This is a genomic window from Vibrio sp. B183, from assembly GCF_000740665.1.
Classification (GTDB): domain Bacteria; phylum Pseudomonadota; class Gammaproteobacteria; order Enterobacterales; family Vibrionaceae; genus Vibrio; species Vibrio coralliilyticus.
In genome coordinates, this window is sequence record NZ_JPQB01000004.1 from 485240 (window position 1) to 499688 (window position 14449).

Annotated in this window: 18 protein-coding genes; 8 read left to right on the forward strand and 10 right to left on the reverse strand. The window is 44.7% G+C overall.

Features of this window, described 5'->3' with window-relative positions; translation table 11 throughout:
- Position 1 precedes the first annotated feature (1 nt).
- The 3 genes from IX95_RS05245 to IX95_RS05255 form a co-directional block, all read right to left on the reverse strand.
- A complete protein-coding gene (locus IX95_RS05245) occupies positions 2-865 on the reverse strand; it encodes a hypothetical protein (protein WP_038157430.1) in 864 nt (287 codons plus the stop codon).
- A gap of 486 nt (positions 866-1351) precedes the next feature.
- Positions 1352-1765: an alternative ribosome rescue aminoacyl-tRNA hydrolase ArfB gene (gene arfB / locus IX95_RS05250; RefSeq protein WP_006960314.1), complete on the reverse strand. Its 414-nt coding sequence runs from the start codon at positions 1763-1765 to the stop codon at positions 1352-1354.
- A 96-nt stretch (positions 1766-1861) separates the two neighbouring features.
- Positions 1862-2290: a PACE efflux transporter gene (locus IX95_RS05255; protein ID WP_038157432.1), complete on the reverse strand. Its 429-nt coding sequence runs from the start codon at positions 2288-2290 to the stop codon at positions 1862-1864.
- 91 nt (positions 2291-2381) lie between these two features.
- Here IX95_RS05255 and IX95_RS05260 point away from each other — a divergent pair, with 91 nt between their 5' ends.
- Positions 2382-3263, forward strand: coding sequence for a LysR family transcriptional regulator (locus tag IX95_RS05260; protein WP_038157434.1), 882 nt, complete (start codon positions 2382-2384; stop codon positions 3261-3263).
- A 6-nt stretch (positions 3264-3269) separates the two neighbouring features.
- Here the strand turns inward: IX95_RS05260 and IX95_RS05265 are convergent, their stop codons facing one another.
- Positions 3270-3881 (reverse strand): LysE family translocator, encoded by a 612-nt coding sequence (locus tag IX95_RS05265; RefSeq protein ID WP_038157437.1) that lies wholly within the window; start codon positions 3879-3881, stop codon positions 3270-3272.
- Between the two features lie 103 nt (positions 3882-3984).
- Between IX95_RS05265 and IX95_RS05270 the strand changes: the two genes are divergently transcribed.
- Complete coding sequence (locus IX95_RS05270) at positions 3985-4860, forward strand: LysR substrate-binding domain-containing protein (protein ID WP_038157439.1); 876 nt, start codon at positions 3985-3987, stop codon at positions 4858-4860.
- 8 nt (positions 4861-4868) lie between these two features.
- Here IX95_RS05270 and IX95_RS05275 read toward each other — a convergent pair whose 3' ends face one another.
- The gene (locus tag IX95_RS05275) at positions 4869-5429 is read right to left on the reverse strand and encodes a TetR/AcrR family transcriptional regulator (protein ID WP_038157442.1); all 561 of its coding nucleotides are present in this window, start codon (positions 5427-5429) and stop codon (positions 4869-4871) included.
- 91 nt (positions 5430-5520) lie between these two features.
- On the opposite strand from IX95_RS05275, the gene IX95_RS05280 reads away from it, so the two are divergent.
- Both IX95_RS05280 and IX95_RS05285 read left to right on the forward strand, forming a co-directional pair.
- Positions 5521-6051 (forward strand): dihydrofolate reductase family protein, encoded by a 531-nt coding sequence (locus IX95_RS05280; RefSeq protein WP_038157444.1) that lies wholly within the window; start codon positions 5521-5523, stop codon positions 6049-6051.
- Positions 6052-6256: 205 nt separating this feature from the next.
- Complete coding sequence (locus IX95_RS05285; RefSeq protein ID WP_006960325.1) at positions 6257-7411, forward strand: histidine decarboxylase; 1155 nt, start codon at positions 6257-6259, stop codon at positions 7409-7411.
- Between the two features lie 42 nt (positions 7412-7453).
- Here IX95_RS05285 and IX95_RS05290 read toward each other — a convergent pair whose 3' ends face one another.
- Complete coding sequence (locus tag IX95_RS05290; protein ID WP_038157446.1) at positions 7454-7777, reverse strand: HdeA/HdeB family chaperone; 324 nt, start codon at positions 7775-7777, stop codon at positions 7454-7456.
- Positions 7778-7934: 157 nt separating this feature from the next.
- Here IX95_RS05290 and IX95_RS05295 point away from each other — a divergent pair, with 157 nt between their 5' ends.
- Positions 7935-8186 (forward strand): hypothetical protein, encoded by a 252-nt coding sequence (locus tag IX95_RS05295; protein WP_038157448.1) that lies wholly within the window; start codon positions 7935-7937, stop codon positions 8184-8186.
- A gap of 96 nt (positions 8187-8282) precedes the next feature.
- Positions 8283-9752: a winged helix-turn-helix domain-containing protein gene (locus IX95_RS05300; protein ID WP_038157450.1), complete on the forward strand. Its 1470-nt coding sequence runs from the start codon at positions 8283-8285 to the stop codon at positions 9750-9752.
- Between the two features lie 57 nt (positions 9753-9809).
- Here the strand turns inward: IX95_RS05300 and IX95_RS05305 are convergent, their stop codons facing one another.
- On the reverse strand, positions 9810-10550 hold the full coding sequence (locus tag IX95_RS05305) for a TerC family protein (RefSeq protein WP_038157452.1): 741 nt from the start codon (positions 10548-10550) through the stop codon (positions 9810-9812).
- Between the two features lie 580 nt (positions 10551-11130).
- On the opposite strand from IX95_RS05305, the gene IX95_RS05310 reads away from it, so the two are divergent.
- Both IX95_RS05310 and IX95_RS05315 read left to right on the forward strand, forming a co-directional pair.
- Positions 11131-11667 (forward strand): mechanosensitive ion channel domain-containing protein, encoded by a 537-nt coding sequence (locus tag IX95_RS05310; RefSeq protein ID WP_038157455.1) that lies wholly within the window; start codon positions 11131-11133, stop codon positions 11665-11667.
- Between the two features lie 67 nt (positions 11668-11734).
- Entirely contained in the window at positions 11735-12115 is a 381-nt protein-coding gene (locus IX95_RS05315; RefSeq protein ID WP_038157457.1) for a VOC family protein, read from the forward strand.
- Positions 12116-12160: 45 nt separating this feature from the next.
- On the opposite strand, the gene IX95_RS05320 is transcribed toward IX95_RS05315, so the two are convergent.
- The 3 genes from IX95_RS05320 to IX95_RS05330 are packed head-to-tail and all read right to left on the reverse strand — an operon-like array spanning position 12161 to position 14445.
- Positions 12161-12838, reverse strand: coding sequence for a hypothetical protein (locus tag IX95_RS05320; protein WP_038157460.1), 678 nt, complete (start codon positions 12836-12838; stop codon positions 12161-12163).
- Positions 12825-13760, reverse strand: coding sequence for a hypothetical protein (locus tag IX95_RS05325; RefSeq protein WP_021455999.1), 936 nt, complete (start codon positions 13758-13760; stop codon positions 12825-12827). The genes IX95_RS05320 and IX95_RS05325 overlap by 14 nt, the downstream gene beginning before the upstream one ends.
- A 7-nt stretch (positions 13761-13767) precedes the next feature.
- Positions 13768-14445 (reverse strand): hypothetical protein, encoded by a 678-nt coding sequence (locus IX95_RS05330; RefSeq protein WP_006960342.1) that lies wholly within the window; start codon positions 14443-14445, stop codon positions 13768-13770.
- Positions 14446-14449 lie beyond the last annotated feature (4 nt).

Here is a 14449-nt window from a genome sequence, read left to right on the forward strand (position 1 = left end):
ACTAGGCTCCTTCGGTAGATTGTTCAGTGACAGCTTCTTTGGTTTGATAGGCTGGTCCAGAGCTAACCATTAAAATCAATCGATAGAGACTGATTTGAATCCAGGTTTTGAATGCAACCCAAGTGTTAAATATGCCAACTTGCAGAATGTCTTCTCCCTTTTCAGTATCAATCCACGTCATAACAAAGCTGTTTACGTTGTGGCGTTTTGCTCTGGGTAGCTGGCGGTAGTCTTTCTCAAACCCCATTTCATCGGTTTCTGAACTGAGAACAAAACGTTTCGAGTCAAAGACAACGGATTCCGGATTGTGGAAGTATTTTTTGACATAACCATTTACCAGCGTTTCTGCAACTCGAGCATAGATTTTAGAAGGTGGTTTGATTTGGTTGGACTCCGCGGTAGGCCATCCTTTTACAGTAAAACGGCTGAAATTTTCTATGATCCTGGGCGTTGCAGATATGTTGGTGGTATAGACTCGTCGATATTTTCTGTAAATGACTTTGGCTAAGCCTGCGGTGGCGAGTGCCAAAAGATTCGTCCCATTGTTTTCTGCGATAACAACGAGTCCTGCGTGAACAACGGTTAACTTACCTTCGCGAATAATGGGGCTCACCAAAAACCCGATAGGCACTTGTTGCTCTTTATACAAGATGCCGACAACCATGCTTTGGAATTTGTTACGTATCGCTTCTACATCATCAGCGGCATCTAACAGTCTGTGATCAACCGGTTTCTTGGCGCGTCCATTGATTGAGAGTAACTCATCGTAAATCTTTAAAAGTGCTTCGTCGCTCAAGTACTTTCCTGGATTAAAGTAATGATGTGTAGTTGTTGGTCCAAAGTGATCGATGTAGGTGTGCGTCATAGCAGCTAGCCTCGTTGTAATTATCATTGCTGTTTTTATGTACGACCTCGGCCTTATAAATAGTGATAATTTACTTTGCATAATCATCATAAATATAAATAAAAACAGGAGTTTAATAAAAATTTTGCATATGCTACTGGTTTTATATTTTGGTGAAAGGCAGTAGATCACAAATGATGAATGCAACCAATGTGACATGGAAAATTGAACGGGTTGAAAAGGTGGCTATACATGAGGAGGTGTGGTGGGAGTTGTTGCGACCTCTCGTTGCACTCTATGCTTCGGTGTTAGCTGAACGAGCAACTCATCACTTAATGAATCGATGAGTTGCTGGCGTAGCTATCTTTAATTATTTGTAGTTAAGAATTGGTGCCTGCTTAACCCTCTGAAGGCAGGCTTCTCCAAACACCAGTTGTGCTGGGTAAGTTTGGTTATTTATTTGAGTCTAGTAGACCGCCTCAATCTTGAAGGGGTGTTAAGGATATTTTAGTGGCTCACCTTACCGCGCAAGGATTTTGTTTGTGACTTTATTCCTTTGGCTTTTAGACGTCTTTCTTTAGAAGCTCTTGTGGGTTTGGTTGCGCGGCGTTTTTTCTGTACGACATTAGCGGAGCGAATCAGTTCGGCGAGACGATTAAGTGCGTCTTCTTTGTTCTGCTCTTGAGTGCGGTATTGCTGCGCTTTGATGGTGATAACGCCTTCTTTCGAGATGCGTGAATCATTTAAGGCCAGCAAGCGCTCTTTATACACCGCAGGAAGTGTTGAGTGCTTTATATCAAACTGCAGGTGTATCGCAGAAGACACTTTATTCACATTCTGGCCGCCAGCACCTTGAGCGCGAATTGCTGTAAGTTGAATCTCCCATGCCTGAAGCGTGACTGTGTTTGAAATAGTGAGCATTAATGAAGTGGATTTGCGGAGTAATAAGCGAAGTGTAAAGCGAATAGAGGCTAAATACCACGAGCTTTGATAAAACCATAGCTCGTGAATCTGCGTTTATGCTGAAGTGGCTAGTCGCTGAGTGGTAATACGTTGACGAATCGCGTCGTAAACCCAGTTGAATCCGATGGAGTAAAGGACGAAGAAAATCACCACGCCAATATCCATGACTAATACTGACCAGAATCCGAGTTGCAGTGTCCACATTAGAACAGGGAAAGAGATGATCATCATGCCTAATTCGAATCCGAGCCCGTGCAGAATACGTACTTTGGCGGTTCGCTTACTGCGGTCTGCGCCGAATACTTTGTCGTAACCATAGTTGTAAATGTAGTTCCAGCCCATCGCTATCAGCGATAGTGCGATTGCTAGCCCCGCCATTTTGCCCGCGCCGTTTCCAGTGATCAGCGTTGCTAGCGTCGCCATTAAAATCAAGGCAACCAGTTCAAATAGCACCATATGTAGAATGCGTTCTTTATGTGACATTGTTTCTCTCTCACTTATGTACTGATTATTTGCTATAAATAGTATCGGTATTTATGATTGAATATAGATAGTAACTATCACGAATGGTGATATGTATAACATTGAGCAACTAAGGATGTTTGTTGAAGCCGTTGAGCAGGGCTCCTTTTCCGCCAGCGCGAGAAAATTGGGCAAAGTGCAGTCAGCGGTGAGTCAGGGAATCAACAATCTAGAGATTGATCTGAATATTCAGCTATTTGATCGTTCGACGCGTAAGCCGACGCTAACCCGTGAAGGGCGTCAGTTGTTTAAGCAGGTCAAAGCGATTGTCTTGCAGGTGGAAGAGCTGAACGCATCAGTGGAATCGATTGAAAACGGCGATGAGGAACTCATTCGTCTTGCCGTGGATGATGCGCTCATGGTGCCGAACTTGCCGAAGATACTTCTCCAGTTTGCTGAGAGCTTTCCGGCCACAGAGATTGAACTGATTTCGACCGCCAGTATGGATGTCGTCGAGTCTTTGACTTCACGTCAGGCAGACATTGGCATCATGTTTACTGATTTGGATTTTAGTCAGGACATTCACCCGTGCTTTATTGGGCATTTACCGTTTAAAGCGATTTGCCATCCAGCTCACCCTCTGGCTGAGCTGGATACGGTCACGATCACTGATGCCATCAAATACCGTCAGTTGTTACCGCGTGGTAACCAAGGCGCTACCCTACAGCAATTTCCCGTGCTGGCGTCCAAGGTGTGGTGGTCAAACAGCTTTAGCTCGATCAAGCACACTATTCTGCATGGCAACTTAGGTTGGTCCTATCTGCCTGCTCACGTGGTGGATCCTGCTATTGAGTCAGGCGCCTTGGTTGAGTTACGTGTTTCGATTGATCACAAGACTTGGAGTCCGCCTGTGGATGTGGCGACTTTGAAAAGTTCAGGTAAAGGGCCAGCACTCCAATGGTTGGAAGAGCACCTCAAGCAACTGCTTGACTGATTCTTATCACGCTTTGGTTGCCAATAAGGCGCCGAAAGAGACAAGCGCAATGCCACAGGCTTGTTCCAGCCTTTTCTTCAATTTCAGCAAGCGCGTTTGAAGGGTTGGGGAGGTCAGCAGGACGGCCACTAAACCAAACCACAGCCCGTGAAGCAGAATCATATAGCCACCGTAAAACAGCGCTAGAGTCATTTCTTCGCCGTTGGGAGAAATGACTTGGCTAAAGATACTGACAAAGAACAACATGGTTTTTGGGTTCAATGCGTTACATAGCCAGCCTTGCAACGCATAGCACCATTGAGCTTGATGGCTTTCCATGCCTGCTTGTTGTTCCAATTCGTGGCTACTGGATAAAAATCCTTTTATACCTAGATAAATCAGATACGCAGCGCCGAGATATTTCAGATATTGGAAAAGAAAAAGGTTTTGTGAAATTAAGTAACCAATACCTAGAATAGAGTAGGCGATGTGAACCGTAATCGCGGTACTAATGCCAATGGCTGTCCAAACACCTGCCGCTCTTCCTTGTTGAACACTGTTCCTCAACACTAAGACAAAATCCGCCCCGGGACTAATAACAATAAAGAAACCGAGCACGGCTAAACTAACAAATTCCATTGTGAACCTTTGTATATTGTTTATAAGATGCAGCTATTGTAGGAAGCTTATCTCCTTTCTATAATCGAAAGTACTGCCAAATACTTGTGAGATAATTTCACATATGCGTCACCTTAAAGCATTTCACGCATTCCACATCGCCGCATCGTCCAGCAGTTATACGCAGGCAGCAGATCAGCTCAATTTGACGCATGGGGCCGTCAGTAAACAAATCAAGACGTTAGAACAGTATTTGGATAAGCGCCTGTTTCATAAACAAGGCCGCAATGTGGTGCTAACGGAAGAAGGGCAACTGCTCAAGAGCTATACCGAGCAGGCGTTTGGCGCTTTATCGGCAGGTGTTGCCAAGCTAAACAGCCTCGATGCTCACTCTTTGGAAGTGTCTTGTGAGCCCACGCTTACCATGCGCTGGCTGATGCCCAAGCTGGACGAATTCTATTCTCAAACAGGGACGGATGTCCGGTTATCCACGGCAGGCGGCCCAATCAATCTCGTCAATGCGGGGCTGGATGTCGCGATTCGTCGTGACGATTTCCCGATCCCGTCGCACTATCAGATAACTCCTTTGGTGGAAGAGTGGGCGGGGCCAGTGTGTACCAAAGAATACTGGGAGAGCATTCAAGGTGATATACAAAATGCCAAGGTGCTGCATTCTCAAACGCGTTTAACAGCGTGGCAAGAGTGGTTAAACGCTTCGTCTCTCTCAGGAGTCACAACAAAATCCCAGCAAAGCTTTGCTCATTTCTATTTTTGTTTGCAGGCGGCAAGTGACGGGCTTGGGATCGCTATAGGTTCTTACCCACTGGTACACCATGATATTCAGCAAGGGCGGTTAATTGCACCTATGGGGTTTTCTCTTACTGGGCACAACTATGTTGCCATCCAAGCCGCCGATCATCATTCGCCACTGAGTAAGCCATTCGTCAGTTGGCTTAAATCGGAAATGAGTAACTGCTTACCCTGCCACTCCGCAGCATAGCCCTTACCTTATTGACCAGACATTAAAGCTCGGAAATAGAGTGAAAGCGGCCCTGTCATCATGTTTTCATCGAGTTGGTCGGTGTTAGGGTTGCAGTTGAGAGCTAAAGCAAACCCGTGAAGGTAGTCCGCCAAAAGATCAATGGCATTACGCTCTTCCGCTTCGCTTAAAGACAATGACGCGATAATAGATTTGAAACGCTCAATGAAGACCATCGCTGGGCTGACAGATTCCATGCTGAGCAACGTGGTCAATAATCCTGGATAGCTCTTCAACAACTGGACATAGCTGGTTGCTAACTGCGTGAGCTCATGCTGCCAGTTTTCGTTAGTTTTAGGCAGATAGATGTCTTCAATCAAGGAAACCGTGATGGCTTCCAGCAGCGCATCTTTGTTTTTGAAATAGTAATAGATGGCCATCGCATCAACATCTAACTCGCTGGCAAGTGCCCGTATACTGGGAATTTTTCCCTGCTCTTTCATCATTGATTTTGCAACCGAAAGAATACGTTCCTCACCCAATTGAGCTTTTTCTCCTGCTGGTCTTCCACGTTTCTTCTTGACAGACATTTTATTATCTCGTTATAGTATTTCCATTAATTCTACAGTGTAGAATTAATGGTGTCGAGTTCATTTTATCTATCACTATCGGAGCTGTTTTATGTCTAACATCGTGTTTATTGCTACAAGTCTAGACGGGTATATCGCGGATAAAGAAGGTGGTCTTGATTGGCTTCACTCGGTTCCTAACCCAGATAATCATGACATGGGGTTCTCCGCAATCATGGAACGCGTCGATGCACTCGTGATGGGGCGAAACACATTGGATGTAGTTTTATGCTTTGGCGGCGAGTGGCCTTATTCGAAACCTGTTTTTGTATTGAGCAATACAATGGACAAGGTGCCTGAAGGTTATGAAGACAAGGTCTTTCTGGTCAAAGGTGATTTGGAGAATGTACTGAAGGAATTGAATGGTCAGGGTTACAAAAATCTCTACATCGATGGTGGAAAAACGGTACAGAGCTTCCTTCAGCAAGACCTGATTGATGAGATGGTCATCACTACCATTCCAGTATTACTTGGTGGTGGCGCGCCGCTGTTTGGTGACTTAGTGAAACCATTGAATTTCAAGCTGCATACGAGTGAAACTCATCTAGGTGCTATTGTTCAAAGTCACTATTTAAGGGCCTGAAAAAGCGCAGATACATCAATGTTTTTCACTAGAAATAATTGATATATATAATATTTTAACAACTACTCTCTTAGTCTTTCATCAGCTAAATATAGTGGTTTTCTATCGCCAGTCACACATCCGAATTTAGCGTTCGATTTATTGTTGTAATTGCTTGTCGAAAAGGGCATTTAGACGTCGATAAATCGGACGTAAAGGATTGAACATGCCACTTTCTTATGATGATACTCAAAGACTTAGGGAGTTTTACAAAGTTTGCCTCGACAGCCAACATCAGATGTTGGGATATCCAGTTGCGACAGATTACGACTATCAGGACCTATCGTCTTTCTTCCAGTTCTCGATTAACAATGTTGGTGACTGGGCGGAAACGTCGAACTACCCAATGAATACCTTTCAGTTTGAGCAGGATGTTGTTGAGTACTTTTGTCAGCTGTTTCATACCAGCACAGAAAAAGCTTGGGGTTATGTCACCAATGGTGGCACTGAAGGCAATATGTACGGATGCTACCTGGCACGTGAACGCTTCCCTGACGGTGTAGTGTACTTCTCTAAGGATACTCACTATTCGGTGATGAAGATTGTTCGCTTTCTCAACGTCGAGCATTGTGTTGTAGAGTCTCAGGCTAATGGCGAAATGGATTATGACGCGCTAGAGTCCGCTCTTAAGGAAAATCCGAATAAACCACCAATTATCTTCGCCAATATTGGCACAACCATGTCCGGAGCAATAGATAACTTAGAGCAGATTCAGGCTCGATTGTATAATGCAGGTTTTAGCCGCGATCAGTACTACTTGCATGCGGACGCCGCTTTTCATGGCATGATCATTCCTTACGTAGACAACCCGCCCAAGTTTTCATTCAGAGACGGCATTGACTCAATATCTGTGTCTGGCCATAAGATGCTGGGGTCACCGATTCCGTGTGGCATGGTGCTGGCCTTAAAAGAGCACACCGATAAGATCAGCCATCAGATTGAATACATTGCTGCACCAGATAAAACGCTTACGGGCTCGCGTAATGGCTTAACGCCTTTGTTTCTGTGGAAGTTTATTCGAAGCACCAGCGAACAAGAAAAAAGAGAGCGAATTCAAAGCTGTCTTGAACTGGCAGAAGAAACGGTTCAGGTACTTAACAAGCATAATATTCCAGCCTGGCGAAACGCCAATTCAACCATCGTGGTATTCCCTAAGCCTTCTGAAGCGATTTGGAGAAAGCACCATCTTGCCGTTGCAAATGGTATGGCGCACATCATTATCGCAGGTCAGACAGTAAGAAATCGGAGTAAGCTGAATCAGGTTTTGGATGACTTGATGAGTGAGCAAGCCTATACAGAGATGACACTCTCCGAAGAGTAAAAATGAAAAGGGCCTGAGCGCCCTTTTCTGATAGCGGATAATCTATGAGTGATGCTCGTCGACAACGATATCATGCAACATGATATCTGGTGTGTCTCGGCATTGCTGCGCCAGTTCATCGATATACGCTTCAATTCCGTTGCTTTCAATAATAACGGCGACTTCATCCGCGTTGTAATTCCATGACAAGAGATATTCCATCACGACAGGTTGAGTCTGCAATTCCAGTTCGTTGAACTGCTCACAGGTCATTTTATCGACGGAGAGTATCTCCTGATCCTCGCACTCGGCATAGCTTTTCACGCTGCTGTAGCCAACAACACCGAGTACCGCTGCAAATATGAGAACGGTGAAAGGCTTTTTCACATCTATCTCCTTAGGACTATTTAATTAAGGCAACAGACTAGTGTGTAACAAGATAAAAAAGATAAAACTAAGATAAACAAAACATCCAATTTTCGTCATATCCTTATGAATTATTTAATTATTCTATTTTTATGACATGCGTTAGTGGATGAATAGAATGTTTTCTCTTTTCGGTATTCGTGGAGCTTTGGTTCCGAACTTCGATGGTAATGAGATGCTAAATTTAACCGCTAAAACCTTGTCTTTTGTCGTTCTTGCCTTTGGTGTGAACGATGTTGGGCTGACCAGTGAACAGGATGAATTTCTGAAGCTACCAAAACCTATTTATGGACTGGATATAGAAGATCTTCACATAGAATTGATTCGATCAGAGTCTGCTTTTGTGAGCCATTGGGTAGAACGACAATGAAGTCGATAAGAATTGATAATAAATCCAACAAAATCATCTAATTGTATACTATCTTTAATCTGAATTAACGAAACAATAGGGGCGAAATTTCCAAATATGTTAGAGAAAGGTACCTGTTTTATTGTTGATGAATGGCGCTTTGTTCCAAACGAAGGGCAGATTTTTTTTGCTGACGAAACGGTTAATATTGATAGAAGGCTATCTAAGCTGCTTGAGTTCTTTTGTCAGTATCCGGGGCAGACACATACTCGTGATGAATTGATCGAGCATGTCTGGAATGGAACAATCCTGACGGATCAGGTCGTGACCCAAGCAGTATTTGAGCTGCGCAAGGTCCTTAAAAACAAAACGGAATCTCACAAAAATTATGTTGTGACTGTGCCAAAGCGCGGTTACAAGTTTGATGCTGAAGTGACAGTCGAAAAGCTGGAAGTATCCTCGCCTTCAACAGCTAGTGAAGTGGTAGAATCGGACGAAGAAGTTGTGGCACCGGCGACCCTTATCGCTGACAAACCTGCACGCTCCAAGCGTAGCTATCTTACCTGGGCTTTAGGTGTGGTTGTGGTGCTGCAAGCCGGCTTCATCGCAAATCACTGGGCAAACTCCACTTCAGGAGCTGACCACCAACATCAAGCGGTCGATAATATTCAGCACTATGAATCACGTTATGTGGTGCTTAATCTCAGCCCTGGAATTGAAGAATCTCCGGAGCTTTATGGCATGGTGACCAAGTTCATGGAGTATCTCGACTATTACAGCAATATCCGGATTGTTAACGAAGAGCCTCATTCCAAACTGGCTGCGGTTGAACTGAGCTTCAAGTTAAAACAAGGTAAAGATGGCAAGCAAAAGCTGGCGATGAAGTATTACAATCGCGTATCTCAGCAAACACATTTAAATCGACGTTATTCCACTGACCTATCTCTATTTCATGCGACCTTTTTGGCAATGCTGGATGACGTACTGAGCTCGATGTTCATTGAGGTGCCTAAGCGCGATATTTTACTCACTTTAGAAGAAATGCCACGTGACCCACAGACGCTCGAAAATATGATGAATGGCATTGGTTTGTTGTACAAAAATTTCGACTTTATGGGGTCTTTGAACCGATTCAGAGCCGCGAAAGAAACGTCACCTGATAGTTCTATGGTGATTGCGGTGAACTACATTGGTGAAGTTATGAATGTATTTTTTACCGATGTGGAAAACAAAAGTGCCAAAATTGTACAGCTCAATCAGCTTTATGAACCTGCATTGACGGAGAGACTTCAGGAAGGTGCTTCACCAAGAGTTTATGAAGCTAACGCGATTATGGCGCTCACTAAAGATGACCCTAGGCTGGCCTCGCGCATTCTGTTGTCTATGCCTTATCAGCAGCAATCCAATCTGACCTACATTTTGCTGGCAAAAGCAGAAGAAGCGAGAGGAAACATTGGAGGTGCGAGAGAGCTGTACTTGAAAGCGACCCAGGGTAATTCATCTATGAGAGCTCTCAACCTAGCAGGGCCACTGTTTTTTGACAGTAACTTAGACCCGATTCTCGAAGATATAAGCCCAGAGCAGTAAATGAAAAACGCCGGAGTGATTCCGGCGTTTTTTTGTTTCTGTTCGATAGTCGAGGGCTTAGCCTAACTGATTCAAATCATTTGCACCATTAACCTGACTGTTGATCGCTTTACGCTTGCTCAGCAAGATATGGCAACCTTCCAGAATCAGTCCGAATGCCATCGCGACATAGACATAGCCTTTGTTGACCATAATACCTACCCCCTCGGCAATCAATAACCCACCAAGAAGTACCAAGAACAACAGCGCTAAAGTTTTTAGCCCAGGGTACTTCGATATTGCTCCCTGAATCTTATCGGCGAATACCATCATGATTAGTGCTGAGATGATGATTGCTGCGATCATGATATTGATGTCGTTAGTCAAGCCTACCGCAGTGATGATTGAGTCGATAGAGAATACGGCATCCACCGCAATGATTTGTAGAATGATGACGGCCACACCAGTGCTTAACGTACGCGAATGGGTTTGGGTTTTAGCCCCCAACCAGTGCCACAATTCGTGCAAACTTTTAAGTAGCAAAAACAGCCCACCCAACAGCAATATGAGCGCCTTACCTGTGAAGTCATATTCACTGATGGTGAGCAAAGGTTCTGTCAGAGACATCAACCAACTGATTGAGAACACCAAGCCGATTCGTGACACCACGGCGAGTCCAATACCAAGGTTTCGCACACGCCTGCGAAGATGAATCGGGAGTCGTTCACACAAGATGGAAATGAAAACGATGTTGTCGACACCGAGGATAATTTCCAGTGCCAGCAAAGTGCCGAAGATAACGGCAATGTCTAAATTCATAGTGATAACCAGTTAACGATTAGTTAGAGGAGGTAGCAAACGTACGCAGCCCAATCAGAAGTATTACAACGCCAACAACCTAGTTGTTGTTGGCTGTGATATGTAGTTCGGGACGGTACCGATAGGGTCGACGATTGCCCAGAGCATAAGAAGTTGGGTGATCAAAAGGCTGAGCATTGTCGATTAAGCTTGCACGCGGCTAGCTCGATATTTTTTACGTAGCTGTGCGGCAAGAACAAAAAGCAATTTAATAGCGATAAAGGTCATAATAGATTCCTGATGTAGGTTGAACAGGAGTGCATTATTTCCTAATCCGAACGGGTTTTAATTACCGAATCGTTAGCAATATCTCATCAAGCTATTTGCTGGAGATAAAAATATAAATCCTTATATATCAGTGTCTTGATATTTATTTTATCGGTACTTTATCTGTTTAACTGACCTAAAGGTGGGTGCATTGAGCTTATGTGGGAGTCTTTGTTCCTCTTAGATAGTGATTTTATTAAATGGCTATCCGCCGTTGATAAATTTTCAGTGCAGTTCCTGCATGATTGAACCCAGAAATCGAGAGGAGATCATCATGCTGGAAAATGTGGCGAGGTTTTTTGCGGTGCTTAAGGAATACGATATTCTGCTCGCACTGACATTTATCATTATCTATTGGATCATGGTTCGTTTTACGGACAAAGCAATTACGACGCTGGCGGTTGCTAAGAAAGTTGGCCTGAGTCGTACTCTGTTTATTAAACGCTGTTTCAGCCTGATCTACTTCGGTTTCCTATTCGCTGTTTATCTAATTGCTAGTGGGATTGGCTATGGAAGTTTTTCAATTTTTCTTTCGTCTGTATTTACTGTTCTTGGTGTTGGCTTTATTGCTCAATGGTCTATCTTGAGCAACATTACAGCCAGCTTTCTGATTTTCTTTGTTTTTCCATATCGGATTGGCGATGTGATTAAAATTGCCGACGGGGAAGATATTGAGGGGACCATTCTTGATATACGTATGTTTCATACCCTGATTAAACACCCTGAAGGCAACGTAATTACCTACCCTAACTCCCTCTTGCTGCAAAAGAGCGTCACTAAATGTTTCGATTGTGTGAATGAATCGTCGTAAGTCCACGCCATCAACTGGGATGGTCTACCTTTAACAGACCGGGCGGCGCACAAAAGGAGAACAGGCTATGCAAACAAATCCGGTAGGTTGGTTTGAGATTTATGTTGATGACATGGATCGAGCGAAGGCGTTTTATCAAACGGTTTTTGATGTCACGCTGGAGGAGATGAACGATGATGCCAAAATGGGTGTGGAGATGTGGCTATTTCCTGCTGTGATGGAACAGTATGGTGCGGCAGGCGCATTGGCGAAGATGAACGGTGTTTCAGCAGGCGGCAACAGCACGATGGTGTATTTCTCGTGCCAAGACTGCAGCCTTGAAGAGGCTAGAGTCGCTGGCGCTGGTGGGAAAGTTGAACACTCCAAATTCTCTATTGGTCCTCATGGCTTTATCGCCGTGGTGTCGGACACTGAAGGGAATATGATTGGCCTTCACTCAATGGCTTGAAGTCATTCGCTTCCCTCCGTTTTGCAGTGAGGGGAGCAAACCACCTTATTCCCAAGAGTAAGTCGTTTTCTTGTTAGGCTTACGCTTCTTCTCAACCTCTGTTGCGCAGAGGTAATCTTCACGAAAATCAGGGTTGTCTTTCATCTCCAATGGGACGAATAGTCGGATCTTCGTCCCTGCGACGACGACGGTTCGATTTCCCATCACGGCGATATCACCACGATGTAACCTGATGCCTTTCATGGTTTTCACCGATGTGCTAGATGAGGAAAGCACCACCGGATAGCCAAACAAGGTCAGTTCTTGATTGGTCAGAGTGACGGTCTCTTTGAAGGTCACCTCAAAATACTGTTCTTCAGAACGGATAATACTTTCGAGTTCACGCACTTTATCTTCAACTGATGCGGAAAATACCCACTGGCCAAGAATCGTTTCCCATTTGCCGCCGAGTCGCAGACATTTCTTGTAAAGAAATTGATTCTTACGGCCACTGCTGAGCGTGCAAATGTCGATACTGCTTTGCTCTTCAAGGGGCAGTGTGAGCTTAAAAATGGCTTCGTTGGAGTAGTATTTGTATTTGTTCGAGACTTCTTCAACATGCAGCTCAACTTCACCGAGCGGCAAGTCACGACTGTAATCGTCAATGATGATTTTACAATGCGAACGCCCAGTGGAAGCGAGAAAGAAATCTCGCTCTTTCTTCAGAATATTAAAGGTTCTCATTGTCGCCGTTTGTTTCTCGTAGTATCTGTTCCATCAAAGCTTGTTGCTCACGATCGATCGTGTCTTGTTTAACTGGTTTCGCGGGTTCTGTCACCTCTTCCCATGCGGCTTGCGACACATTTTTCGCCGACATGCTTTCACCCGCCCCACGAAGTTTATCAATACGAGAAAGAATGCTTCCAACTTTTCCGCTCGGCCTTATACCTTGTGTCATTCGACGCTCAATTTCACGATCCGTTTCTGTTGGCTCCACTTTGAGCACGTTCTGTTCGACGTCTTTTTCTCTTTGGTCGAGTGTCTGATCGAGGTTGTTCTGCACTTCTTGATACGCGTTGATGTATAGCACTTTGAATTCTTCTGCGAGATTTTTCTCAGACAGTGATTTCAGGTAGCTGTTCTTACGGTTAAAGATGTACTTTTCAACGCGAGTTTGCGGATCTTTTTTGATCAGGATGCGATGGCGAGCTTCAAGAATTTCGTTGTTGAGCGGTAGGTCCTTCAGCATAGAGAGCAGGGCCAATGCGGGTGGCCACTCTTTACCTGCCACCAAACGCTCACGTAGATGATGAACAATACGCTCAACATCATCGATGGAAAGCTCAGAGGCAAACGCCGCAAATTCATCATCCGGCTCTGAGCCGTACATGTGAGTGAACTGGGTGGAGAAGTTCTCCTGCATCTTGCCAAAGAAACCCATGATGTGCTTGCGTTGCTCTACAGAGTACGGACGAAGCACATCCTTCAAATCCTGATTGAACTCGCTGCTGACTTGCATTTGGTTCGAAGTAGTTGCAGGTGCAGCAGGCGTTTGAGTTTGCTGAACAACGGGGATGCTAGGTTTGGTAACCTGTTGAGTTGTTTGAGCGGGCTTATCCTGACTTTTTTGCTTCCAAGAAGAGGCGATCTCGTTGATATCTTTCATCTTTTACCTAGTCGTCAAAATCAAAGTTGAAGTTCGCCATCTTTTTCTTGAAGGCTTGGTTGGGTGACATTTTGGTCGCTGCAGGTTTTTTATTACTAAAGCCTTTACCTTGTCCGTAACTCTTTTCCGTGTGCAGGTGTGCGTGGAGGCGACTGTTAAGGTCGTCCTGACTCATCAGAGGCTGACCAATGGCCTGAACTTTTTCCACAAAGCTTGCCCAGACGTTGGTCTGATTGGCGAAACCCGTGCGGAACATAATGACTTCTGCCCACGACTCGATCACATTAGGTGACAGTTCAGCAAGATTGATCATTTTGCCATTGGAAGCCGATGGATTGAGTGGCTTCACCTGCGTTTTATGGAATTGTGGCACTTTGGCAATCGGCTCTGAGGTGGCATACACAGGAATAGAGTGCTGGTTGCCAACGTTGATTTTGCACTTGATGTTCCCCTGCTTACGGGTATACGTCTTACTTAGTGAGATAATGGCTTGCTCAACCGCCAGTTTGCCAAGGACATGGTCAATCGTGGATTCGGAACCGTTGGTCATTTCCTGCAACTCCGCCATGGTGGTAATCACTGCACCGCTGCGATCGGACAATTCTGCCAGAGCGAGCAAGATGAGCTTTTCTTCCATAGTGACACAAGCATGAGACCAAACTCGTTCAATAAATTTTGAAGACATGTTC